21 protein-coding genes are annotated in these 24812 nt (G+C 65.5%); 10 read left to right on the top strand and 11 right to left on the bottom strand.

Annotated features, from left to right (window positions below; translation table 11 throughout):
* Positions 1-97: 97 nt before the first annotated feature.
* Positions 98-1615 (top strand): aldehyde dehydrogenase family protein, encoded by a 1518-nt coding sequence (locus CH291_RS12375; RefSeq protein WP_373455129.1) that lies wholly within the window; start codon positions 98-100, stop codon positions 1613-1615.
* Between the two features lie 2 nt (positions 1616-1617).
* Positions 1618-2514, top strand: coding sequence for an oxygenase MpaB family protein (locus tag CH291_RS12370; RefSeq protein WP_068050468.1), 897 nt, complete (start codon positions 1618-1620; stop codon positions 2512-2514).
* Positions 2515-2526: 12 nt separating this feature from the next.
* Here the strand turns inward: CH291_RS12370 and CH291_RS12365 are convergent, their stop codons facing one another.
* Entirely contained in the window at positions 2527-3714 is a 1188-nt protein-coding gene (locus tag CH291_RS12365; protein WP_068050467.1) for a TetR/AcrR family transcriptional regulator, read from the bottom strand.
* Between the two features lie 188 nt (positions 3715-3902).
* Here CH291_RS12365 and fadD5 point away from each other — a divergent pair, with 188 nt between their 5' ends.
* The 5 genes from fadD5 (at position 3903) to CH291_RS12340 (ending at position 8438) form a co-directional block, all read left to right on the top strand.
* Positions 3903-5459, top strand: a complete 1557-nt coding sequence (gene fadD5 / locus CH291_RS12360) for a fatty-acid--CoA ligase FadD5 (RefSeq protein ID WP_094638736.1) — start codon at positions 3903-3905, stop codon at positions 5457-5459.
* Between the two features lie 246 nt (positions 5460-5705).
* A complete protein-coding gene (gene mihF, locus CH291_RS12355; protein WP_008712632.1) occupies positions 5706-6020 on the top strand; it encodes an integration host factor, actinobacterial type in 315 nt (104 codons plus the stop codon).
* A 67-nt stretch (positions 6021-6087) separates the two neighbouring features.
* Complete coding sequence (locus CH291_RS12350; protein ID WP_094638737.1) at positions 6088-6570, top strand: cation:proton antiporter regulatory subunit; 483 nt, start codon at positions 6088-6090, stop codon at positions 6568-6570.
* Between the two features lie 20 nt (positions 6571-6590).
* Positions 6591-7763 (top strand): cation:proton antiporter, encoded by a 1173-nt coding sequence (locus CH291_RS12345; RefSeq protein WP_094638738.1) that lies wholly within the window; start codon positions 6591-6593, stop codon positions 7761-7763.
* 12 nt (positions 7764-7775) lie between these two features.
* A complete protein-coding gene (locus tag CH291_RS12340) occupies positions 7776-8438 on the top strand; it encodes a GntR family transcriptional regulator (RefSeq protein ID WP_068050457.1) in 663 nt (220 codons plus the stop codon).
* 59 nt (positions 8439-8497) lie between these two features.
* Here the strand turns inward: CH291_RS12340 and CH291_RS12335 are convergent, their stop codons facing one another.
* The gene (locus CH291_RS12335) at positions 8498-10633 is read right to left on the bottom strand and encodes a 3-hydroxyacyl-CoA dehydrogenase NAD-binding domain-containing protein (protein WP_094687618.1); all 2136 of its coding nucleotides are present in this window, start codon (positions 10631-10633) and stop codon (positions 8498-8500) included.
* A 9-nt stretch (positions 10634-10642) separates the two neighbouring features.
* Positions 10643-11854: an acetyl-CoA C-acetyltransferase gene (locus tag CH291_RS12330; RefSeq protein ID WP_094687744.1), complete on the bottom strand. Its 1212-nt coding sequence runs from the start codon at positions 11852-11854 to the stop codon at positions 10643-10645.
* 234 nt (positions 11855-12088) lie between these two features.
* On the opposite strand from CH291_RS12330, the gene CH291_RS12325 reads away from it, so the two are divergent.
* On the top strand, positions 12089-12325 hold the full coding sequence (locus tag CH291_RS12325; RefSeq protein WP_068050455.1) for a hypothetical protein: 237 nt from the start codon (positions 12089-12091) through the stop codon (positions 12323-12325).
* A gap of 12 nt (positions 12326-12337) precedes the next feature.
* Here the strand turns inward: CH291_RS12325 and CH291_RS12320 are convergent, their stop codons facing one another.
* The 5 genes from CH291_RS12320 to phoU are packed head-to-tail and all read right to left on the bottom strand — an operon-like array spanning position 12338 to position 19273.
* The gene (locus CH291_RS12320; RefSeq protein ID WP_094687743.1) at positions 12338-14683 is read right to left on the bottom strand and encodes a DNA polymerase III subunit gamma and tau; all 2346 of its coding nucleotides are present in this window, start codon (positions 14681-14683) and stop codon (positions 12338-12340) included.
* 44 nt (positions 14684-14727) lie between these two features.
* Positions 14728-17121, bottom strand: a complete 2394-nt coding sequence (locus tag CH291_RS12315; protein ID WP_094687617.1) for a helicase-associated domain-containing protein — start codon at positions 17119-17121, stop codon at positions 14728-14730.
* 52 nt (positions 17122-17173) lie between these two features.
* On the bottom strand, positions 17174-17749 hold the full coding sequence (locus tag CH291_RS12310; RefSeq protein WP_094687742.1) for an HhH-GPD-type base excision DNA repair protein: 576 nt from the start codon (positions 17747-17749) through the stop codon (positions 17174-17176).
* A 29-nt stretch (positions 17750-17778) separates the two neighbouring features.
* Entirely contained in the window at positions 17779-18582 is an 804-nt protein-coding gene (locus tag CH291_RS12305; RefSeq protein ID WP_068050450.1) for a transglutaminase-like domain-containing protein, read from the bottom strand.
* A 37-nt stretch (positions 18583-18619) separates the two neighbouring features.
* Positions 18620-19273 carry a phosphate signaling complex protein PhoU gene (gene phoU / locus CH291_RS12300; RefSeq protein WP_068050449.1) on the bottom strand — a complete coding sequence of 218 codons (654 nt, stop codon included), beginning with the start codon at positions 19271-19273 and terminating at the stop codon, positions 18620-18622.
* A gap of 101 nt (positions 19274-19374) precedes the next feature.
* Here phoU and CH291_RS12295 point away from each other — a divergent pair, with 101 nt between their 5' ends.
* Positions 19375-19704, top strand: a complete 330-nt coding sequence (locus CH291_RS12295) for a YnfA family protein (protein WP_068050448.1) — start codon at positions 19375-19377, stop codon at positions 19702-19704.
* 24 nt (positions 19705-19728) lie between these two features.
* On the opposite strand, the gene CH291_RS12290 is transcribed toward CH291_RS12295, so the two are convergent.
* Together CH291_RS12290 and CH291_RS12285 are read right to left on the bottom strand one after the other, a co-directional pair.
* Positions 19729-20973 carry a lipase family protein gene (locus CH291_RS12290; protein ID WP_094687741.1) on the bottom strand — a complete coding sequence of 415 codons (1245 nt, stop codon included), beginning with the start codon at positions 20971-20973 and terminating at the stop codon, positions 19729-19731.
* 172 nt (positions 20974-21145) lie between these two features.
* Positions 21146-21817 (bottom strand): TetR/AcrR family transcriptional regulator, encoded by a 672-nt coding sequence (locus tag CH291_RS12285; RefSeq protein WP_068050447.1) that lies wholly within the window; start codon positions 21815-21817, stop codon positions 21146-21148.
* Between the two features lie 105 nt (positions 21818-21922).
* Between CH291_RS12285 and CH291_RS12280 the strand changes: the two genes are divergently transcribed.
* Positions 21923-23440, top strand: a complete 1518-nt coding sequence (locus tag CH291_RS12280) for a DHA2 family efflux MFS transporter permease subunit (RefSeq protein WP_094687616.1) — start codon at positions 21923-21925, stop codon at positions 23438-23440.
* Positions 23441-23500: 60 nt separating this feature from the next.
* Here the strand turns inward: CH291_RS12280 and CH291_RS12275 are convergent, their stop codons facing one another.
* Complete coding sequence (locus CH291_RS12275) at positions 23501-24787, bottom strand: aminotransferase class I/II-fold pyridoxal phosphate-dependent enzyme (protein WP_094687740.1); 1287 nt, start codon at positions 24785-24787, stop codon at positions 23501-23503.
* Positions 24788-24812: the final 25 nt, after the last annotated feature.

Below are 24812 nucleotides of genomic sequence, written 5' to 3'. Positions count from 1 at the left end.
GGCTCCTGCACATCGAGGCGGCGGGGGTTGTAGCAACCGAATCGGACGCATAGTGTGTCCTGGACAACATTGAATCACATCAAATATATGTGATGCGATCTGCTGGAGGATAGAGCCCGTGACAGACCAGATCGAACGAACGAACGAGAGCACCTTCGAAAGCCTCGACCCCAGAACAGGTGTCGCGCTCGCCACGTATCCGATCGCGGGCACCGCAGAGGTCGACGTCGCCGTCGCTCGCGCCCGGTCGGCCGCGCGCTGGTGGGACGTGCAGGGTTTTGTCGGACGCAAAAGGTGGCTGCTCGAATTCAAGTCCGCCATCGCCAAGGACGCCGCGAGCCTCGCTACCGTCATCGCCGCCGAAACCGGCAAGCCGGACGAGGACTCTCTGCTCGAGGTCATGCTCGGCGTCGAACACCTCGACTGGGCGGCCCGCAACGCCGAGAAGATCCTGCGGCAGCGCAAGGTCGGATCGGGCCTGCTCGCCGTGAACCAGAAGGCCTACGTCGGGTACCGCCCGTTCGGTGTCGTCGGAGTGATCGGCCCCTGGAACTACCCGCTCTACACACCGATGGGTTCGATCGCGTACGCCCTCGCGGCAGGCAACACCGTCGTGTTCAAACCGAGCGAACTGACGCCTGGCGTCGGGACCTGGTTGGCCGAGAAGTGGCAGTCGCTTGCCGCTCCGCACCCGGTGTTCCAGACGATCACCGGCGACGGATCCACCGGCACCGCCCTCGTCGAATCCGGTGTCGACAAGATCGCGTTCACCGGATCCACCGCCACGGCCAAGAAGGTCATGGCCACCTGCGCGAAGTCGCTGACCCCACTCGTCGCCGAGTGCGGCGGCAAGGACGCGATGCTCGTCGACGCAGACGCGGACATCACTGCCGCAGTGGAATTCGCGACGTTCGGCGCGATGGGCAACGCCGGGCAGACCTGCGCGGGCGTCGAACGCATCTACGTCGCGGCTCCTGTGTACGACCGATTCGTCGGCGAGTTCACCGCCGCGGTGAGGGCACTGAAGCCCGGCGGAACGAAGACCTCGTCGTACGGTCCCATGACGCTGGGTAAGCAGAGCGACATCGTGCGCGGCCAGATCGAGGACGCTCTGGCCAAGGGCGGCAAGGCGGTCGTCGGCGGACTCGACTCGTTGCACGGTCCGTACATCGACCCGGTGGTTCTCACCGACGTACCCGAGGATTCGACGGCGATCACCGAGGAGACCTTCGGTCCGACCGTGGTGGTCAACAAGGTGCGCGATCTGGACGAGGCCATCGAACGCGCCAACGCGTCCAAGTACGGACTCGGCGCATCGGTGTTCACCCAGGACGGAGCGGTGGGCAGACGCGCCGCCGAGAAGCTCGATTGTGGTGTCGTGACGGTCAATTCGGTGCTCGGCTTCGCCGGTGTTCCGGCGCTGCCGTTCGGCGGCACGGGCGACTCGGGATTCGGCCGCATCCACGGTGCCGACGGCCTCCGTGAGTTCAGCACCGTGAAATCGATGACCGTGCAGAGTTTTGCAGCTCCGGTCAATCTGCTGACGATGAAGCGCAAAGCGCGAAACATGAAGCTGTCCGTGCTGGCGCTCAAGCTTCGTCACGGACGGGGCTGACCATGGACATCAGGCCGAAGAAGGGGCGCTTCGGCTGGCTCCGCCGCATCGAGGAACTCGACCCGGTACGGGATTGCCACACGATCCACCGCATCACCGCCGGCTACGAGTTTCCGTGGGACTACCAGCGTGCACTGGAATTCGCGTTGTTCCGTACCTACTGTGTGCCGACCATCTCGGCTCTGTTGGTCAGGACCGGCGAATTCGAGAACAGGCCGCAGAAGCGCTACGACGACACCGCGCTGCTGATGGCCGAATTGCTCGAGCACGGATACGACTCCGAGCGGGGCCGCGAATCGCTTCGGATGGTCAACCGGATGCACGGGCAGTTCGACATCTCGAACGACGACATGCTCTACGTGTTGACGACGTTCATCTACGAGCCGATCGAGTGGATCGACACCTACGGATGGCGTCGCCTGCATCCGAAGGAACGACTCGCAACGTTCCACTTCTACTGCGAAGTGGGAAAGCGGATGGGAATCAAGAACATTCCCTCCTCGTACACCGAGCTCGCGCAGTTCAAGCTCGACTACGAGGAGCGCACGTTCCGCTTCAGCGAGGACAACCGACGGATCGGCACGTACACCCTCGAGCTGTACTGCTCGTGGTACCCCGCCGCGCTCACCCCCGCCGTGAAACAGGCAGTCTTCGCATTGCTGGACGACAGGATGGCGGGTGCCTTCGGCTTCCCGTCCGGCTCGGCGACGATCGAGCGGGCCGCCGTACGGGCTCTGCGTGCCCGAGCCCGGGTGGAGCGGTTCCTGCCCAAGCGGACTCACTCGCGGGCCACCGCCGACGCGTCGAACAAGACCTACCCCGGTTATCCCGTCGGCTACCGCCCTCGGGATCTGGGAGCTGGTGCCTGCCCGTACACCGCCGTGGCCACGCCTGCCTGAGTCCGGCGGCGATCACCCCAGCAGTACCGCTGTCATCGTCTGCTGCACACGGGCCATGGTTCGGTCGGAGCGCTCGAACCGCACCGTGCGACCGACGTCGAAGACCAACCCGAGAGCGGCGTGGATCAGAAATTTCGAGACCACCACGCTCGTGTTCGGCCGTGCTTCCCGCAGTAGTTGCGCCCAGCCGTCGATGTTGTGGCGCTGAATTCTGCGCAGCGTCGTCCGCCGATCGGCCGGCAGATTTCCGATCTCGGCGAAGTACACGGCCACGAGTTCGCCCTGCCTGAAGGTCAATTCGGTGTACAGCCTGGCGAACGTCCGCACCGCGTCGACCGGGGAGCTCGATTGCTCGAGCGCACCGGCGAGGGTGTCGGTGAGCTGGTCGTTGGCACGGTGCAACGCAGCCTCGAGCAGTTCGGCCTTGCTGGGGAAATAGCGGTACACACTGGAGGCAGTGATCGACGCCGCTGCGCCGATGTCGTCCAGGCCCACCTCGTGGTAGCCGTGCAGGTAGAACAGCCTGATCGAATGATGCAGCAGCTCTTCGCGTTTCGATGCATGCTCGAGCACGGATTCGCGGTGAGGAGATGCGCTGCCCTGCTGCGGAAGTTCGGTCCACAGAACCGACCGTGCGGCAGCGAGCATCGACTCCTCGATCTGCTTGGCCGACAACGCCGATCGATGCGCGGTGATGCTGGCGACCACACTGATTGCCGCGGTGGCCAGCAGCGCTGCATCGGATTCGGACAGATCGGGGCGAAGCTGTCGCAGCGGGACCGTCACCCGCTCGTGCACCGTTCGCAGCGCTCGGCGTAAGTACTCACGGTCCGAACCGACGAGATAGCGCCCCTCCCATCGATACAACCCACCGGTGCGCCGATTGTCGAGGGTGGTGGCGATGATGGCACCGATGACCGCGTCGATCCGAGCCTGCGGATCCTCCACATCGATGACGGCCGGATCGGTTGCCGCGACCAACGAGTCGGTCATCCGCGTGACGGTGTGGACGAACAAGGAGTACTTGGTGGGAAAGTGCCGGTACAGCGCAGGCCCGGAAATGCCGACGGTGGCGGCGATGTCCTCGATTCCGACGGGGTGATAGCCGCGCTCGCTGAAGGCCTCGGCCGCGGCCACCAGAATCTGCGCCTTTCGATTCCGTGGCCGACGCCGCTGCGCCGTCGTACCTGTCTCGTTCATCGCCTGCCCTTGCACCGCCGGTCGTCTCGATTCCCCATAGTAGCGGCATCGATGCGAATGATCGCAAACTTATTGCAGGGCTGAGCTGCAGAAATGCAGTCGACGAAGCTCCGGACAAAGCAGTGCCCGATCTGTAGGCTGCATCACATTCGATCCCCTGCTCTTACCGCTGACGAGAGGAACCGGCGATGGCCGCTCACCCGAACGAACCCCGGTTGTCCAACCGAAACAACTGGAACAACCACGTTCGACGGCACGCCCTCATGCAGCCCGACGCCGTGGCGCTCCGATTCCAGGGGCGATCGATCTCGTGGCGCGAACTCGACGACCGCGTGTCGAGATGCGCAGGCGTTCTGCAGAGCCGCGGAATCGGATTCGGCGACCGGGTGTTGATCGTGATGCTCAACCGACCCGAGTACCTCGAGGCGGTGCTGGCAATCAACGCGCTCGGGGCTCTGGCGGTGCCGGTGAACTTCCGGATGACTCCGCCCGAGGTGGCCTTTCTCGCGCAGAACAGTGGCTCCACCCTGGTGATCACCGACGACACGCTCACTCCGCTGGCCGAAGCAGTTGTGGCGCAGAGTGATTCACTGAACGGAATCATCACCGTCGGGGACGACTACGAGGCGCTGCTGTCCGCGGCTGAACCGGCGGACACCGTCGACGTTCCGGACGACGCCCCGGCCTTGATCATGTACACCTCGGGTACCACCGGAAGACCCAAGGGCGCGGTCCTCACGCACGCGAACATGCAGGCCCAGGCCTTCACCTGCATCCGGGCACTGCAGATGAGCGCCACCGACGAGGTCGGTTTCTGCGCCTCACCGATGTTCCACATCGCCGCACTCGGCAGTCTCGCGCCGAGCCTGCTGCTCGGCATTCCCACCGTCGTCCACCCGGTCGGTGCGTTCGATCCGGGCACCCTGCTCGACGTACTCGCCGCCGAGGGTGTCACCAATCTCTTCCTCGTCCCCGTGCAATGGCAGGCGATGTGCGCGGAGCAGGCCGCGAACCCGAGAGAACTTGCCCTGCGGGTCATTTCCTGGGGTGCCGCCCCGGCCTCCGACACCGTCCTGCGCGCGATGTCGACAACGTTCCCGGGAGCGCTCAACGTCGCGGTCTTCGGGCAGACGGAGATGTCGCCCATCACCTGCGTGCTCGACGGCGTCGACGCCGTCCGCAAACTCGGCTCCGTCGGACGCGTCATCCCGACCATCGCCGCGCGCGTCGTCGACGACGAGATGAACGACGTGGCGCAGGGCGAGATCGGCGAAATCGTCTATCGAGGGCCCACATTGATGCAGGGCTACTGGGAGAACCCGGACGCGACGGCGGACGCATTCCACGGCGGCTGGTTCCACTCCGGCGACCTCGTACGCCAGGACGAGGAAGGCTTCGTGTTCGTCGTCGACCGCAAGAAGGACATGATCATCTCCGGCGGCGAGAACATCTACTGCGCCGAAGTCGAGAACGTCCTGTTCTCCCACCCCCGAATTCTCGAGGCCGCGGTGATCGGCCGCCCCGACGACAGATGGGGTGAGGTGCCCGTCGCGGTGGTCGCACTGCACGATTCGCCCGGCACCCCGGACCTGACACTCGACGAGCTTCTCGTGTGGCTCGGCGACCATCTCGCGCGGTTCAAACACCCCAAGGATCTGGTCGTCGTCGACGCCCTCCCGCGCAACGCGAGCGGCAAGGTGGTCAAGGTCGCACTCCGGAAGACCTACTCGCCGGCACCTGCCTGAAAGGCGGGCAGGGAGGCGTCGAACATGCCCGGTACACGACGCCCTTCGCGAGCCGACACGGGGCCGAAGTGCTGGTCGGGGCACACCCCGAATCGGATAGGACGTAGCCTGGCTGGGAAGGTTCGGTGGCTCGACCGGAATGACAGTCGTGTTGTTCGGTTAGATTGGGAGAGCCACCAGGCACGATGCAAGAGGGTCGAGACCTGTCAACGAGCGACGGGTCACCACAATCGAGGAGAACAGGCCATGGCTTTACCAGTATTGACACCGGAACAGCGCACCGCGGCGCTGGCCAAGGCGGCCGAGGCACGCACTGCGCGGTCGAAGCTGCTCGCATCCGTCAAGTCCGGCGAACTCAGCGTCGCTGACGTTCTCGCCAAGGCGGAGAACGACGAGATCGTCAAGAAGACCAAGGTGTCCGCCCTGATCAAGGCCCTGCCGGGTGTTGGTTCCGTGCGCGCCGCACAGCTGCTCGAGCAGCTGTCCATCGCCGATACCCGCCGTATCGGTGGCCTCGGTGCAAACCAGCGCGAAGCCCTCCTGGCTGCCGTCGCATCCTGATCGACCTGGGTCGGGCTCACACCCGATCCGGCGATAATGCGTTGCCTGCAGGGCTAGCATTTCGACCATGAACGTCGAAGTGACCCTGCTGCCGGGAATCGGGGTGCGGAAGGATTTCGCCCTCGCTTCCGGGCGTCGCATAGGCGTCATCACCCGCAAGGACGGCGCGAACGAGTTGATCGTCTCGCGCAAGGACGACCCCGATGCGACGCAGGAATCCATCACGTTGAGCAATGAGGAAGCGGCGGCTCTGGGCAATCTGCTCGGGTCGCCGCAACTCATCGCTCAGCTCGGGGAACAGCATCGCGACCTCCCCGGCATCAACACCCGCCAGCTCCCCGTCAGGAAGGGCTCGCGTTTCGACGGCCGCCCCCTCGGCGATACCGGGATGCGCACCAAGACCGGCGTCTCGATCGTCGCAGTGATGCGCGCGGGCCAAGTACAACCGTCACCCACTCCCGGCTTCACCCTCGTCTCGGGCGATCTGCTGGTCGCCGTCGGAACCGCCGACGGTTTGGACGCAGCTGCCAAGATCCTCGGCAATGCCTGACAATCGTCGGGTCTGACCCGGTGGCCGAGACTGCACTCGCTCTGACCGAACTGGGAGCGGTGTTCTTCGTCCTCGGCCTACTCGCCCGCGTGGCAGGCAAGTTCGGGGTCTCCCCCATTCCGTTCTATCTTCTCGCCGGTCTCGCCTTCGGCAACGGCGGAATCGTCAGCCTCGCCGGCATCGACGAATTCAGTGAGATCGCCAGCGAAATCGGCGTCATCCTGCTGCTGCTCCTGCTCGGACTCGAGTACACCGCCACCGAACTCGTCACCGGACTGCGCCGATCCTGGCTGGCGGGCCTGGTCGACATCGCTCTGAACTTCACTCCGGGCGCAGTGGTGGCACTGATACTCGGCTGGGGCGGCGTCGGAGCACTGGTGATGGGCGGTGTCACCTACATCTCGTCCTCGGGCATCATCGCCAAGGTCCTCACCGACCTCGGCCGGCTCGGCAACCGAGAAACCCCCATCGTGCTCTCCATCCTGGTGTTCGAGGACCTCGCGATGGCCGTCTACCTGCCGATCCTCACCACGGTCCTGATGGGTGCCAGTTTCCTCGGCGGGCTCGAAGCTCTCGGGATCTCCCTGCTGGTGGTCACGATCGTCCTGGTCATCGCTCTGCGCTACGGCAGCTCGGTCTCCTCGCTGCTCGACAGCAAGGACCGTGAGGTCATGCTCCTCAACGTCCTCGGCGCTGCCCTGCTGGTGGCCGGAATCGCGTCGGAACTGCAGGTCTCGGCCGCCGTCGGCGCATTCCTGCTCGGTATCGCGATCTCCGGCTCGACGGCCGCCAACGCCACCCGCGTTCTCGAACCCCTCCGGGATCTGTTCGCAGCGATGTTCTTCGTCGTGTTCGGTCTCGCCACCGATCCGGCAACCATCCCGCCGGTGCTCGGCTGGGCTATCGTCCTGGCGGTCGCCACCGCAGCGACCAAGATCGCGACGGGCTGGTGGGCGGCCAGGCGTCAAGGAATAGGGCGACCGGGCCGACTGCGCGCCGGTGCGGCCCTCGTGGCCCGCGGCGAGTTCTCCATCGTCATCGCCGGGCTGGCCGTGGCCGCGGGAGCCGTCGAGGGCGAGCTGGCTGCTCTGGCCACGGCATACGTACTGCTGATGGCCATCCTGGGGCCCATCGCGGCCCGAGTCGTCGAACCGGTCGCGAAGGTCCTCCTTCGCACGAAGCCCGCCGTGTGATTGGCTTTCGGAATGGTGGACAAGCGTCGAGCATCGGTTCTGCGCCGACGGCCGCAGCTGTCGGAGGAGGTGGCCAACCACGTCCGGCACCTCGTCATGTCCGGCGAGGTGAGCCCAGGCGACTTCATCCGACTCGACGAGACCGCCGCCGAACTCGGGGTGAGCGTCACTCCGGTTCGCGAGGCACTGCTGACGCTGCGGGGTGAGGGCATCGTCGAACTCGTCCCGCATCGCGGATACAAGGTCTCGCCCCTGACGCCGAGCGACATCGTCGACATCTTCTGGCTGCAGGGCCACATCGCCGCCGAGCTGGTTCGCCGCGCCGCGCCGAAGATCACCGAGGCCGAGCTCGACCGGCTCGCCGAGCTCACCGCCGCACTGTCGGTCGCCGTCGAGAACGGTCGGCCGGAGGACGTCGAGAACTGCGAATTCGAGTTCCACCGAGTCCTCAACCGACTCGCCGAATCCGCGAAACTGGCGTGGTTTCTCAACAACGCCACCCGCTACACACCCACCCGCCTCTACGCCACCGACCGCGACTGGGGCCGAGCGACAGTACGCAACCACGAGGCCCTCATCGAGGCACTCGTTCGAAACGACATCGACGCCGCCTGCGAATTGATGAAGCAACAATTCACAGACGGCGCCGAGAGGTTGATCGCGCACCGCGGGTGAGCGCTACGCGCATGTGCGCGGAAACTCGTAGCCTGCTACGAGGTTCCGCTCACATGGGGTCAGCGCAGCGAGGCTGGAACCTGGAAGCGATCGCCGTACTTCTTTGCCAATTCGTCTGCACGAGTGACGAATCCGGCCTGACCACCCGGGTAGCCGACGACGTACTGGTGCACGCCGCCCGTCCAGGCGGGGAATCCGATGCCGAAGATCGAGCCGATGTTGGCGTCGGCGGTGGTGTTCAGGACACCCTCGTCGAAGCACTTCTGCGTCTCGATGGCCTCGATGAACAGCATGCGCTCCTTGAGGTCCTCGAACGGAATGTCCGCCGAGCCCGACTTGAACGCATCACGCAGTCCGGGCCACAGTCCGGCGCGCTTGCCGTCCTCGTACTCGTAGAAGCCCGCACCCTTGGCCTTCGACGGACGCTCGAACTCGTCGACCATCTTGTCGATGACGGCACCGGCCGGATCCTCGGGAGGAGTCTGACCCGCGGCGATGAGCGCGTCGTAGGTCTCCTTGCGGATCTTCTGCATAAGGTTGAGCGTGAGCTCGTCCGAGAGCTGCAGCGGCGCAGCCGGGTAACCGGCCTGCAGTCCGGCCTGCTCGATGGTCGACGGCTCGACGCCCTCGCCCAACATCGCGATGGCCTCGTTGATGAACGTGCCGATGACACGCGAGGTGAAGAAGCCGCGACTGTCGTTGACGACGATCGGGGTCTTCTTGATGAGCTGGACCAGGTCGAATGCCTTGGCCAAGGCTGCATCCGACGTCTTCTCGCCGCGAATGATCTCCACCAGCGGCATCTTGTCCACGGGTGAGAAGAAGTGGATGCCGATGAAGTCTTCCTGACGCTTGATGCCCTGAGCGAGGCTCGTGATGGGCAGCGTCGAGGTGTTGGAACCGAGCAGTGCCGTCGGATCGACGAGGTCCTCGATCTCCTGGAACACCTTCTGCTTCAACTCTTCCGACTCGAAGACGGCCTCGATGACGAGGTCTGCGCCTTCGACGTCCTTGGCGTCGGCCGTCGGGTGGATACGGGCCAGCAGAGCGTCGGACTTCTCCTGGGTGGTCTTGCCACGCGAGAGTGCCTTGGCTTCGATCGCCTCGGAGTAGGCCTTGCCCTTCTGAGCCGACTCGATGGCAACGTCTTTGAGCACCACGTCGATTCCGGCCTTGGCACACACGTACGCGATGCCCGCGCCCATCATGCCCGCGCCGAGAACCGCGACCTTGGTGAACGTGGTCTTCTCGATGCCGTCCGGGCGCGACTTGCCGGCGTTGATCGCCTGCAGGTCGAAGAAGAACGCCTGAATCATGTTCTTGGACACCAGACCGGTGACCAACTCGGTGAAGTACCGCGACTCGATGGTGCACGCGTTGTCGAAATCGACCTGCGCACCTTCCACTGCCGCAGCGAGAATCGCGCGCGGAGCCGGCATCGGTGCACCCTTGATCTGCTTGCGCAGGTTGGACGGGAATGCAGGCAGGATCTGCGCGAGCTTCGGGTTCGACGGCGTTCCGCCGGGGATCTTGTAGCCCTTGACATCCCACGGTGCGACGCCACCCTCGGGGTTGGCCTTGATCCACGCCTTGGCGGCGGGCACCAATTCGTCGATGCTGCCGACCAATTCGTGAATCAAACCGATCTCGAGAGCTTTCGTCGGACGGAACCGGGTGCCCTGGGCGAGGACGGTCATGAAACCGGTCTGAATGCCGAGCAGTCGCGTGATGCGAGCAACGCCGCCGCCGCCGGGAAGCAGTCCGAGCGAGACCTCGGGCAGACCGATCTGGACGCCGGAGACATCGGCCGCGATGCGGTGATGCGTCGCGAGGGCGATCTCGAGTCCGCCGCCGAGTGCTGCGCCGTTGATGGCGGACACGACCGGCTTGCCGAGCTTCTCGATGCGACGCAGCTGCCCCTTGACTTCCTGGACCTCGTCGAACACCTGCTGGGCGTCCTCGGGCTTGGCTGCGATGAGGGTGTGCAGATCGCCGCCGGCGAAGAACGTCTTCTTGGCGGACGTGATCACGACACCGGTGATGGAGTCGACCTCGGCCTCGAGGCGTTCGACGGTGGCACCCATCGAATCCTTGTACAGCTGGTTCATCGTGTTGGCGCCCTGGTTGGGGTCGTCCATTGTCAGCGTGACGATGCCGTCGGCGTCCTGGTCCCACTGAATCATGTTGTTGCTCATGCCTTTACCTCAGACTCGCTCGATGATGGTGGCAACGCCCATGCCGCCGCCGATGCACAGGGTGATCAACGCGTAGCGACCGCCGCGGCGCTCGAGCTCGTCGAGCACGGTGCCGGTGATCATCGCGCCGGTAGCGCCCAGGGGGTGGCCCATAGCGATGGCTCCGCCGTTGACGTTGAGCTTCTCGTTCGGGATCTTCAGATCCTTCTGGAACCGCAGCACGACGGACGCGAACGCCTCGTTGAGCTCGAAGAGATCGATGTCGTCGACGGTCAGCCCCGCGGTGGCGAGAACCTTCTTCGACGCCGGGGTCGGCCCGGTCAGCATGATGGTCGTGTCGGCACCGCTGGTGGCCGTCGCGACGATGCGCGCCCGCGGAACCATGTTCAGATCCTTGCCGGCCTGCTCGCTGCCGACGAGGACGAGTGCTGCGCCGTCGACGATGCCGGAGCTGTTACCGCCGGTGTGGACGTGATCGATCTTCTCGATCCAGTGATACTTCTGCAGTGCGACGTCGTCGAATCCGCCCATGGCAGCGATACCGGTGAAGGCCGGGTTCAGCTTGCCGAGCGATTCGACGGTGCTGCCCGGACGCATGTGCTCGTCCTGATCGAGGACCAGCAGACCGTTCTGGTCGGTGACCGGCACGACGGACTTGGCGAAGTAGCCGCCGGACCACGCCGCAGCGGCGCGCTCCTGAGACTGGACGGCATACGCGTCGACGTCTTCACGGGTGAAGCCCTCGATGGTGGCGATCAGGTCGGCCCCGATGCCCTGCGGGGCGAAGTAGGTGTCGTAGTTGGTGGCCGGGTCCATGGCCCATGCGCCGCCGTCACTGCCCATCGGCACACGCGACATCGACTCGACGCCACCGGCGACGACGAGCTCGTCCCAACCCGAACGCACCTTCTGCGCGGCCAGGTTGACGGCCTCGAGGCCGGACGCGCAGAAACGGTTGAGCTGGAAGCCGCCGACGGTGTCGGGCATCTTCGCAGCGAGCACGGCAGTGCGGGCGATGTCGGCACCCTGGTCTCCGACGGGCGAGACCACTCCGAGGATGAGGTCGGAGATCCGGTTCTCGTCCATGTCGGGGAAACGTCGACGAAGCTCGTCGATCAGGCCGGTCACCAGGGAAATCGGCTTCACCGAGTGCAGGGAGCCGTTCTTTCCTTTGCCTCGGGGAGTCCTGATGGCTTCATAAATGAATGCCTCTGTAGTCACAGCGCGCAGTTCCTTCCACATTCTCGATCGGCGTCGCCGTCGCCGTGCTGGCCGACCGCGTCGATGCGAGGCCACAACAGACCTCAGCTCACTTCACAGTAGGGCCGCGGGTCGATCCGACATAAGGACCGAAACGAGCGTTCTCCATGACCGGCGCGGAAGTTCAGGTTTGAACGAAGTCGGCATGGGACACTCGGATAGATCAGATCTACCGAGCGCGGAAGAAGACCCTCCATGGAAACCGACAACGAACTGACCGTGGGCGCCCGCGTCAAAGTACGCATTCACACCACCGGCACCGACGACGAGTCCGGTCAGGACGCGTACGAGACCGGAGCCATCGTCGAGGATTTCGGCGTGCAGACCCCCGACACCACGTCGAGGGAATGGGCGGTGGCACGGCGTTGGGCCGTGGCACTCGACAGTGGCCGCCTGGTGTTCGCCGACAACGAGGATCTCACCGTCGGCTGAGTCACCCGTCGATCAGATCTCTTTGAGCGGTACCGCTCCCAGTTCGCTCACCAGCAGCTCCATCGCGACTGTCTCCGGGTCCCGGCGAACCGTGGGATCGGCAGGCTCGGCGGCAGCCTTGAGCAGCTCTTCCTCGTCCTCCGGGGTCTCCGGCGGCGGTGGGCCTACCGGCTCGGGCTCGTCCGGATAGTCCGGGGCTTCCGGCATCGGAATGTCGTCCGCCCCGATGCCGGCCGAGGATCCGTCGCCCGCTGATCCGAACCCGTCCGACGTGGGACGGGGAGCCCCTGCCTGGCTCGGCCTCGAGAACTTCGGCAGCGACGCGGGTTTCGCTGCCGGTTCATCTTTTTTTGCTGATGACTGTTCCGGTGGTGCCGCGGCACCGACCAGACATACCACCGACCATTCGACGCCGAACACGTCACGCAGAGCGTCGCGAATGACGTCGGCGTTGCGGGGTTCCTCCAGACGCTTGGCCAACGGTGCCGAGTCGTGCCCGAGCGTGATGGTGCCGTTCTCGACCGCGCGCACCGAGGCTCCGGACAGCATCACCTCGACGGTCCTGCTCCGCTCCCGCACTTTCGTACGCACCTCGGACCACACCGCGCGAACCGCAGCCGCGTCGGGCTCGTTCGACGCGGCGGCAGGGGCCGCCACGGGTTCCGGTTCCGACTCGAACACGGGATCCGGTTCGGGACCGTAATCGTCCTCGGGCTCCGGCGGAAAATCCTCATGCGGCGTCGGGGCAGTTGGTGCAGCCGGGGCGGCTGGGGCCGAATCCTGTTGCACAGGAATAGATTCCGGGGCGGTCTCGGACTCGGATACTGACGCCGGCGCAGGCTCGGGTGATGGTGTGGGCTCGGGTGTTGGTGCGGGCTCGGGTGCCGGAGCTGGCTCAGGTGTCGGAGCTGGCTCAGGTGTCGGCTCGGGCTCCGGTGTTGGTGCGGGTGTCGGAACCGGCTCGGGCTCCGGTGTTGGTGCGGGTGTCGGCACCGGGACTGAGACAGCGGGTGCGGCCGCCACCGGAGCCGGTGCCGATGCGGGCGCTGTTGCCTCTGCGGCCGGGGGGCGCTGTGACGGTCGCTGGAATTTGCTCACCGGTGCCGGACCCGAGGGGGCGGGCTCCTCGGTGGGCTGCAGTTGCGGTCGCGTCGGATCCGCAACTGCCTGGGCGACGGCTGCCTGCTCCCCCGCCGGAAGGGTGACGTCCAAGCGACGTTCGACGCGTTCGAGTCGCTGCAGCACCGCCGATTCCGCGTCGGAGGCCGAGGGCAGCAGCATGCGGGCGCACATCACTTCGAGCAGCAGACGCGGGGCGGTGGCACCGCGCATCTCGCCGAGTCCCGAGTGCACTATCTCGGCGTAGCGAGTCAGCGTCGCCGAGCCGAGCAGATCGGCCTCGTCACGCAGTCGCTCGAGTACGTCGCCCGGCACGTCGACCAGACCGCGTTCTCCGGCGTCGGGCACGGCCTTCATCAGGATCAGGTCTCGCATGCGATCGAGGAGGTCGATGGCGAACCGGCGTGGGTCGTGGCCGGCGTCCATCACCTTGTCGACGGTGCCGAACAGTGCGCCGCCGTCGCCCGCAGCCAATGCGTCGACGGCTTCGTCGATGAGCGCGACGTCGGTGACGCCGAGCAGCGACAGTGCTCGCGGGTACGTGACGCCTTCCGGCCCGGCTCCGGCGAGGAGCTGATCCATGACGCTGAGCGAGTCACGGGGCGAGCCGCCGCCGGCGCGGATGACCAACGGGTAGACCGCGTCTTCGACCGGGACCTGTTCCTGACCGCAGATCTTTTCCAGCAGAACGCGCATCGTCGACGGCGCGAGCAGCCGGAACGGGTAGTGGTGGGTACGCGAGCGGATGGTGGGGAGAACCTTCTCGGGTTCGGTGGTCGCGAAGATGAAGACGAGGTGCTCGGGCGGTTCCTCGACGACCTTGAGCAACGCATTGAAGCCCGCCGGGGTCACCATGTGTGCCTCGTCGATGATGAAGATGACGTAGCGCGATTCGGCCGGGGCGTACACGGCCTTGTCTCGCAGATCACGGGCATCGTCGACGCCACCGTGGCTGGCCGCGTCCATCTCGACGACGTCGAAGTTGCCGGGTCCGCCGGGGGCGAGGGCGACGCAGGAGTTGCACACGCCGCAGGGCGTCGACGTGGGACCTTCGGCGCAGTTCAGCGATCGGGCGAGGATCCGCGCCGAGGAAGTCTTTCCGCAGCCGCGCGGCCCGGAGAAGAGGTAGGCGTGGTTGATTCTGTTGCTGTCCAACGCCACGCTGATCGGCTCGGTGACGTGCTCCTGACCGACGACCTCGGCGAACGTCGCAGGACGGTACTTCCGGTAGAGGGCCACGCCCGAAAGGGTACCGGCGACCACGGACACAGTTGCATCGCCGGTCATTGTGCGGCGGTGGATACCGCTCTGATGTTCATGACGGCGAAGCTCTCGCGGCTTCCGGTCGATTCCGACAGCGCGTACAGCCAATGGCCGTCCTGCAACGCATCCGAGATCGCATGCCGCACGATGGCTCCCCTGGAGTTCTGATAGTCGATCGTGACGGGTGTGCCGCGCGCTGCGGCGTCGGTCAACAGATCCAGCTCTCGCGGCAGCAGTCGGCTGTGCGAATCCAGCGCAGACCGCACTCGTGCCTCGTCGACGGTTCCGCTGCTGCCGGCCAGCAGGAGCCGCGCGAGCTCGCGTGGTTCGCGTCGGTGCCGTGCCTGGTGGACGGCACGATGCGTCGGCCGGGTGTCCCCCGCGCGGATCCGGGGTGCGCTGTCGAGTTGGAGTTGCCCGGTGTCGGAGTGCCGCACCGGGGAGTATCCGTGCCTGCGGAGCACTGCGATGGTGTCGATCGGCGTGGCCGAACTGACCAGAACGGTGGGAGCGAGGCGCTGGAACTGCAGCACGGCCAGGGACTCGTCGGTCTCGATGTTCGTCAGCAGGACGACGTCCTCGGAGACGATGGCGCAGGGAATTCTGCGCACGGCCAGGGCGCCGTAGGTACGCCAGCAGTCCCGGATCGTGTAGCTCAGAGCCTGGGGTACGTCGGTGTCGGCCATCGCGGTCAACGCATCGATCAACTCGTCGCCGGTGCCACCGGTGTCGAAGAACCCTCGGATGGTCGCGGGGGTGAACCGCCAGACCGATGCGACGTCCCTCGACTCGGGCTGCGCGGCCGCGCCGAGAATCGACGCCACCTCGGTACTGGGTGGTCCGGTCACCACCGCCGTGGAATCGGGCAACAGCCGAACGGAGAACGGAACCCACTCGGCCATGTCCTGCAACTGTGCGGCCAGAGCCGCACGGATTTCGCTCGGGTCACCGTCTCGACCCGCGGGGAACTCGGTGAGGGTGCGGCACAGATCGGTCGGCGCACCGTCGGCCAGTATCCCGAGTCGACTCGCCTCCAGCCACAGCGCGTGCACGTGGCCGGGCCCGGCGCTCGTCGAGACGACCGGGATGTGCCAGTCCAGGTACCGGGCGAACTCCTCGGCATCCTGCAGAACCGTCACCGGCGAGGCGACGTCCTCGTATCGGAGCAGAGCTGTCAGCGCCGTCGCGCGCAGGTCCGCTGCCGCGGGGTCGTCGAGCATCTTCTTGAGCACGGGAACGGTCTTCTGGGACGCACGGGGCACTCTATGAGTGGGAGTGAAGGGCGAACTCCACCACGCGGTCACCAGCGTCGCCGCCTGTTCGGCTCGGGCACTCGTCGACCATGTCTCGTAGGCCGAGGTCAACGCGACACCGGTCTTTCCGCGTTCGGTCAGCAGCCCGGCTTCGCGTGCCAGCATCAACATCAACGCGGTGTCGTGTTCGTCGGCGAATCCCAACCTGCTCGTCAGCGACCGAAGTTCCTTGGCACTGACGCCGCCGGTCTTCATCGTCGTCAGGCCGTCGGCGTCGATGGCCGTCAGCAATGCCTGCGTGTGTTCGCAGAACTGCAGCAGTGCGATGGAACGAGTGCGCCGCACGTCGTCGTGCGAGAGCACGCGGGTGTCGAAGGTCGGCGGCGTGAGTTCGATGGGCAGACGCCACCCCTCCCCGCGCAGGGCGATGCTCACCTCCAGCGGCATCTCGACGCGGTGCCCGTCGAGTCGGTACAACAATCCCCGCTCGAAGGCAGGCGTCCCCGCGCTCGATGGAATGTCGAAGATCAGTGACACCGGCTTGCCATCGACGAAGCGAGACAACATCGCTCGCATCTCCTCCGGCCCACCGTCGAACAGTTCACGGATGCGTTCGGGCGTCATCGCGGCTGCAACGGCGTCGGCGCGCGCCCCTCGCTCAAGCGACGGGTCGATTCCGAGGATCGACAGCACAGCCAGCCGGTCCTGCTCGACGGCGCAGTGCAGGAACAACTTTCGCTGCCTGCGGGCAAGTCCGAATGGATGCGAGAACACCCCGGACAGATCGATGGGTGAGTATTCGACCGTGCCTGCACCGGGCGAGGAGTGCGGCCAGATCAACCCGTAGGCCGTCAGTGTGGCGAGAGCGGCATCGATGTGCGGCGTCTGGTTGATGGAGCCCTCACTCGCCCAGTGCCCGATCTCGGCGCGGCTCAGATCGCCCATGAGCGCGAACAATTCGAGGAGAGCGAGCGCGCCGCTGTCGAGTCGACGCGGCAGCATCGACACGCGAGACGGTGCACCGAGCAACTGCGCGAGCAAGCCGAACGAGCGCGGCGGCGGGTCGGTCGCCACGTCCGGCCGACGATGCAGCAGATCGGTCAGTGCGTCCTCGTCGAGAGACGCAAGCCAGCCCTCGTAGGTCTCGATACTGTCGGTCATTTCGCCCCCCCGGTGAAAGTTCTGGCCACTGTATCGACGGGCACCGACAGACTTATTTGTTCTTGGCTGCGGCTTTCGCTGCCTTCTTGAATTCACGTACCTCGAGCAGCGATTTCTCGTCCACCACGTCGGCGATGGATCGACGCGCACCGTCGTCGCCGTACGCTCCGGCGGCCTTGCGCCACCCGTCGGGCGTGACGCCCATCTGCTTGCCGAGCAGCGCGAGGAAGATGCGGGCCTTCTGATCGCCGTAGCCGGGGAGTGCTTTGAGTCGCTTCAGTACTTCGGCACCGTCGGGGTTGTCGCGAGTCCAGATCTCCTGTGGCTTGCCGTCGTAGTTCTCGACCAGGAACGCCGCGAGCCCCTGGATGCGCTTGGCCATCGAACCCGGGAACCGGTGGACGGCCGGGGTCTGCGCGCACAGGGCCGCGAACTCGTCGGGATCGGCGTCGGCGACGGTGTCGACGTTCAGATCACCGAGACGGTCGACGAGCTTCTTCGGTCCTGCGAACGCCGATTCCATCGGTACCTGCTGATCGAGCAGCATGCCGATCAACAGTGCGAACGGATCCTCGGCGAGCAGTGCATCGGCCTCAGGATCGCCGACGAGGTGCAGTGTGCGAGACATGGCCTCGATCCTGCCACGCACCCCCGAAGTCAGGTGATCGAGACCAACTGCGTGATGTCGTCGAAGGGCAGCGGTCCGTCGACGACGGCTCCGACGACGGCGCTGTTGAGGATGATCGATCCGCCGTGGTTGTCGAGGAAGGCGGTGTCGGATGCGTCGCGTCCGGTGGCGATGCGCACCAGGGTCGATCGCGGGGCGAGGCAGGTCGCGTCCACCACTCGCCACTGGCCTTCGACGAATGCTTCGGCGACCGCGTGGAAGTCCATCGGATCGCAACCCGGCGCGTACACCGCGACCAGGCGAGCAGGGACGTTGACGGCGCGCAGCAGCGCCACCACGAGGTGGGTGTAATCGCGGCAGACGCCGGCACCGGCGAGGAGGGTGTCGACTGCGCCGTCGATGGGGTCGCTGCTGCCCGGTACGTAGCTCAGCCGCGCGCCGACCCACGAGGACACCTCGGCAAGCAATTTCTCCGACGGCGGGTACGAGCCGAATTCCGTTGCCGCGAAGCCGAAGAACTTGTCGGCTTCGGCGTAGCGGCTGGGCCGCAGGTACAGCGAGAGGTCGTAGTCGGAGACCGGAGCGGGCTCGGTGTTGCCGTAGATGGTCGCCGAGTACGACGCCTCGAGCTTGCCGACGCCGGCGTGAATCTTGTGGATGCGGGTGCCGTGAGCACCGCTGATCTCCTGCGCCTCGATCGGCTGACCGTCGAGTGTGAACGAGAGTGCTTCCCACACATCGGTTCCTGGATGCGGTGCAATTGCGATCTGGAACTCGAGGGTGCTGGCCTCGGTCACGTCGACATCGAGGTACGCAGAGACATCACGTTTCATCGTGCCGATCCTGCCATCTTCGAGCCGTTCGCGCAGGCTATGACTCGTCGGTGGGGCGATCGCCGGTCACCAGGAAGATGACTCGTTTGGCGACCTCGACGGTGTGGTCGGAGTATCGCTCGTAGAAGCGCCCGAGCAGCGTGATGTCCACTGCGGCAGGCACGCCGTGCGGCCAGTCGGGTGCGGAGGTCAACATGAACAGGCTGCGGTGCAGCGCGTCCATCTCCTGATCCTGAATTCGCAGGTCGGCGGCGAGTTCGGCATCACGGGTCTCCAGGACGCGTTGCGTGGACTCTGCCTGCGCGACGGCAACGCGACCCATCTGCTCGAACACGCCCTCGACCTCGGGCGGCAGTACGTGCGCGGGGTGGCGACGGCGAACCAGTTCGGCGATGTGTACGGCCAGGCCACCCATGCGTTGCAGATCGGCGACGATGTTGATGCCCGAGACGACGCGTCGTAGATCGTGGGCAACGGGGGCCTGCAGGGCCAGGAAGCCGAAGGCTCCGTGCTCCCATTCGACTGCCAGCATGTCGATCTCTTCGCGGTATTCGATCGTCTGCTCGGCGAGAACGATGTCCGCCGTCAACAACGATCGAGTCGCGTCCGCCATCGCCTTCTCGGCAATTCGCGACATTTCGGACAAATTCGACGCCAGCGAATCCAATGTCTCGGCGTAACTGTCCCGCATGAAGTACTCAACCCCTACCGTTCGGCCCTGCTGGGCCTGTAGGCCTTACCCCCGAACACTTGTTTCTACACCTCCCACGGCGCTGTGCGACGCTGAACGCCATGACTGTGTTGAAGTCGATAGTGCTGTTCGGCGTCGCCGCTCTGTTCGAGATCGGCGGAGCATGGTTGGTGTGGCAAGGGATTCGAGAGCATCGCGGATGGCTGTGGGCCGGAGCCGGGGTGATCGCTCTCGGTGCCTACGGCTTCGTGGCGACGCTGCAACCCGACGCGAACTTCGGTCGGATTCTGGCGGCGTACGGCGGGGTGTTCGTCGCGGGATCGTTGCTCTGGGCAATGGTGGTCGACGGTTTCCGACCTGATCGGTGGGACATCACCGGAGCGTCGATCGCACTGATCGGCGTCGCGGTGATCATGTACGGCCCGCGCTGACTCACGCGGGCCGTACCGAGAAGATCAGCAGTTGGACGGCGCGGGCACCCCGTTGAACCGGTCTTTGATCCAGTTCTGCGCCTCGCCGAGGCCGAGGATATCCGGAATCAGGTGTCCGGCACCCGAACCCGGCACGATGGCCGGAACCTGCGCGGCGCTCAGCTGCACGGTGGCACCCTTGCCGCACCAGTCACCGGCCAGTCCGACGGCCTGTCCGTGGGGAACGATGTCGTCGGACGTACCGGACTGAATCAGCACCGGAGCATTCGGCGTCCGCTCACCGATCTTGTTCTTGGCCAGGATCTCCTGAGCGACGGGCAGCCTGTCCAGCACCACCGAGAGCGGCTCACCGGTCTTGGTGTACTCGTTGGTGCGGTGCAGCCCGACGTTCAGAATCGTTTCTCCCACACACTGATTCGCGACCAGGTTCAGCATGGCCTTGCCCGCGTCGTTGATGTTCTCGTCGATGATGGGCTGCAGACCGGGGTCGGAGTTGAGCAGACCGTTGAGGGTGTATCCGATGACTCCGGTGAGAATGGTGCCGTCGACCTGCTCGAGGGTCGCCTTCAGATCCGCGGGAGGTGCGCCGGCGTAGGTGCCGACGAGGTTCATCTCGGGTGCGTACTCATCAGCGAGTTCCGCTGCAGCAGCGGCTGCTCCGCCGCCCTGCGAGTAGCCGTACGCGGCCACCGGGCCGTCGGCGGAGATCTTGGTGCCCTGCAGGTTCTGTGCGGCGCGGGCCGCGTCGAGCACTGCGTGAGCTTCCGAGGCGCGGTTGACGTACGTGTGCGCACCCGGAGTACCGAGGCCCTCGTAGTCGGTGATGACCACGCCGTAGCCCTGCGAGAGCAGCGAATATGCCGCGAGCACCTCGTACTCGACCATGAAGCCGAGCGGCGGGGTGTAAGTGATGACGTTGTTGAGCATCTTCGACGGCGCGCACTGATCGCCCTGACCCTGAGTTCCCGGGGCGAGGACGACGAGCGGACGCGGGCCGGGCCCGGTCCACGCCGCGGCGGGATCGATGTAGGTTCCCGTGACGGCATTGGCCTCGCCGTTGGAATCGTTGCTGCGGTACATGATTCGGGTTGCAGCACCGGGCAGCGGGCCACCGATCCCGGGAACCGACAGCGCGAGATGCGAGGGCTCGGACCGGATCACGTCACCCGGGGAGCCTGCGGGGAGCGGGCTCGGTGGAATGTAGAAATCGGATTCGACGGTCGATCCCGTCGAGGGTGCCGCTGACACCGCGGGTGCCGTCACCCCCATGAATACTGCTGCTACCGCAACAGCCGACCCGAACACGCGCTTGCAACGCACCTGATAACCCCCAACGTCGATCACTTGACTTCAAGTGAGCGCTACCCCGTGTAGCACTTATCGTGACGCACCTTACGTGATGCGCCACACAACGCATAGGGCTAGTTCGTTCTCCTCACGATCAGCGTCGACGACGATGCATCGCCGTCTTGGCCGCATCGACCTCGTCGCTGGTGAACGGGCGCCCCGGCAGCGTCGACCGAGGAACGCCGTCGCCGCGCAGACCGTCGAGCAACACGGTGAAATAGCGTCGCCAGTTCGACGCGTCGACGGTGCTGGAGAATTCGACGCTCGCGCCGATCATGCCGAGCACCGGATAGAAGTCGTTGACGGCGACGTCGGGCCGAAGCTGACCGGATGCCAGTGCTCGTTCGACGATCTTCTCGAAGAACGGATCGATGCGCGAGCGAACCTGAGCGATCCCTCGGCAGCCCTGATCGGACCCGAGTACGACGTCTCCGAGACCGCGATCGAGTGCCATTCCCGCGCACACATCGCCGAGGAACTGCACCAACCCGTCCCACGGATCCTCGGCTTCGAGCGCCCGTTCGGCGGTCGCGAGCATGTCTTCGAGACGCTGCTCGAACACGCCGTCGATCAGTTCTTCCTTGCACGAGAACCGCCGATAGACGGTGCCGACGCCCACCTTGGCGTGCGCCGCGACGTCGTCGAGCGTGATGTCGATGCCGTGTGAGGCGAACAGTTCGCGGGCCGCGTCGACGATGCGTCGACGGTTGCGTTCGGCATCCGCCCGTAGTGGCTTCGATGCCGTTGTGTCCGCTCTCACACTCATTCGATGTCCGTTTCACCCGATAAGCGGAGGACATCCCTCCACTTAGCTGCTACCTTATCTCTACAACCGGAGGGTACACCTCCGCATAGTCGAACCGAGGACACTATGACCACCCTTTCATCGGAGAACGTGGGCGACGCCACGTCGAACACCACGCCGGTCGACGAACGTTCGCATCGGAATCGTTGGCTGATTCTCGCGACGCTCGGGCTGGCTCAGCTCATGGTCGTGCTCGACGCGACCATCGTGAACATCGCACTCCCCGCCGCCCAGCTCGACCTGGGCTTCGACAACGCCGACCGCTCCTGGGTCGTCACCTCGTACGCACTCGCGTTCGGCAGCCTGCTGCTGCTCGGTGGACGACTGAGCGACCTCTTCGGACGACGCAACACCTTCCTCATCGGGCTCGTCGGTTTCGCGCTGATGTCGGCTGTGGGCGGCGCGGCCGTCAACTTCGGCATGCTGGTCGCGGCTCGCGCCGGTCAGGGCGTCTTCGGCGCTCTGCTCGCCCCCGCGGCCCTGTCCCTGTTGGCCACCACCTTCACCGATACCAAGGAACGCGCCAAGGCATTCGGCATCTTCGGTGCCATCGCCGGCGGCGGCGGCGCTCTCGGCCTGCTGCTGGGCGGCATGCTCACCGAATGGGCCAACTGGCGCTGGAGCCTGTACGTCAACCTGATCTTCGCCGCACTCGCCTTCGTAGGCGGGTTCCTGTTCCTGGCCAAGCACAAGGTCGACGTCCGCCCCAAGCTCGACATCCCCGGCACCCTCGCCGTCTCGGCCGCACTGTTCTCCATCGTCTACGGCTTCGCTCACGCCGAGTCCGACGGCTGGGGCAACTCGGTCACCCTCGGATTCCTGGCCGCCGGTGTCGTACTGCTCGCAGTGTTCGTGACCATCCAGATGCGCGTCGAGCATCCGTTGTTGCCGTTGCGGATCGTGCTGAACCGCACTCGTGCGGGATCATTCCTCGCGGTATTCGTCACCGGCGCAGGCATGTTCGCGGTGTTCCTGTTCCTGACGTACTACCTGCAGAACACGCTGAAGTACACACCCATCACCACCGGGTTCGCGTTCATGCCGATGATCGCGTCGCTGATCCTCACGGCGACGCTGTCCACGGCGCTGATCCTGCCCCGCTTCGGACCCCGCATCCTGATGACGACCGGCCTGGTCGTGGCCTCGATCGGCATGGCACTGCTGACGCAGATCGACGTCGACAGCAGCTACGTCACGCACATCCTGCCCGGCCTGGTCATCATGGGCCTCGGCCTCGGTGCCACCATGGCCCCGGCCATGCAGGGCGCGATCTCGGGCGTCGACCCTGACGATTCCGGTGTCGCATCGGCAACGGTGAACACGATGCAGCAGGTGGGCGGCTCGATCGGCACGGCGCTGCTGAGCACCGTGGCCGCCAATGCAGCGACCAGCTACGTCAGCTCGAACATGGCGACGGCCACCGACGCGGCACTGCTGCAGGCCAACGCGGAGATCGCCAGCTACACCACCACGTTCTGGTGGGCGTCGGGAATCTTCCTGCTCGGCGCGGTGCTGTCGGCCACGCTGCTGAAGAACGGACCGTTGCCTTCGGCTCCCGAAGGTGCGGTAGTCGTCGGGCACTGAGCGGCTTCGCCGCATGTGAGCGGAACCTCGTAGCCTGCTACGAGGTTCCGCTCACGTGCGTCAGCCTTCGAGCAGCTTCTCGGTCGCGGCCAGCAGAACGCAGGTCGCGACGCCGTCCATCGATTTCTCCAACTCACCGAGTGACGGGAAGCTCGGGGCGAGGCGAATGTTCTTGTCTTCCGGATCTTTTCCGTACGGGAAGGCCGAGCCGGCGGCCGTCAGAGCGATTCCGGCTTCCTTGGCCAGCGCGATCGACCGCGCGGCCGTGCCCTCGAGTACGTCGAGGCTGATGAAGTAGCCGCCCTTGGGTTCGGTCCAGGATGCGATCTTCGACGCACCGAGACGGTCCTCGAGGATCTGCTGCACCAGAGCGAACTTGGGGGCCAGGATCTCGCGATGCTTGGCCATGTGGGCCCGCACACCGGCGGCGTCGCCGAAGAAGCGCAGGTGCCGCAGCTGGTTCAACTTGTCCGGGCCGATGCTCTTCTTGCCGAAATGCTTCTGGTACCAGGCGAGGTTCTCCTCGGAACTGCCGAGGAAGCTGACCCCCGCACCGGCGAACGTGATCTTCGAGGTCGACGCGAACACGAACGGGCGGTTGGGGAACCCGGCCTCGGCGGCCATGCCCAACACGTCGTACGACGGCGCGAATTCCTCGGTCAATGGATGCACCGCGTAGGCGTTGTCCCAGAACAGTCGGAAATCGGGTGCGGCCGCAGGCATGGTGGCCAGCGCGCGAACGACGTTATCCGAGTAGACGGCACCGGTGGGGTTCGCGTAGTTCGGCACCACCCACATGCCCTTGATCTGCGGATCCGACGCCACCAGGTTGGCGATCTCGTGCACGTCCGGGCCGTCGGGCCCCATCGGAACCGGGATCATCTCGATGCCGAAGCTCTCGGTGATCGCGAAGTGCCTGTCGTAGCCGGGCGAAGGGCAGAGGAAGCGCACGTTCGGCTCGGCCGACCAGGCGCGAGGAGAATCGGGCAGCCCGTGCAGCAGCGCCCAGACCACCAGATCCTGCATGATCTCGAGGCTGGCGTTGTTGCCGGCGAGCAAGTTCTTCACCGGGATGCCGAGCAGTTCGCCGAAGATGGCACGCAGTTCCGGCAGGCCCGCGAGGCCGCCGTAGTTGCGGCAGTCGGTGCCGTTGCCGTCCTTGTAATCCGCACCCGGAAGCGTCAGCAGGTCAGCAGCCAGGTCGAGCTGCTCGGGCGACGGCTTGCCGCGAGTGAGATCGAGAGTGAGCTTCTCGGCTTTGAGCTGCGTGTACTTCGCGCTCTGCCGCTCGTGCTCGGAGGCAAGCTCCTCATGGTTCATCAGACCCAACTGGGTTTGCGCTGGCATGCGGAGCGGCCTCTCGGTGACGGGT

The organism is Rhodococcus sp. 14-1411-2a, assembly GCF_002259485.1.
In the GTDB taxonomy this organism is placed as follows: Bacteria; Actinomycetota; Actinomycetes; order Mycobacteriales; family Mycobacteriaceae; genus Rhodococcoides.
This window is presented reverse-complemented; position numbering and strand designations above follow the sequence as displayed.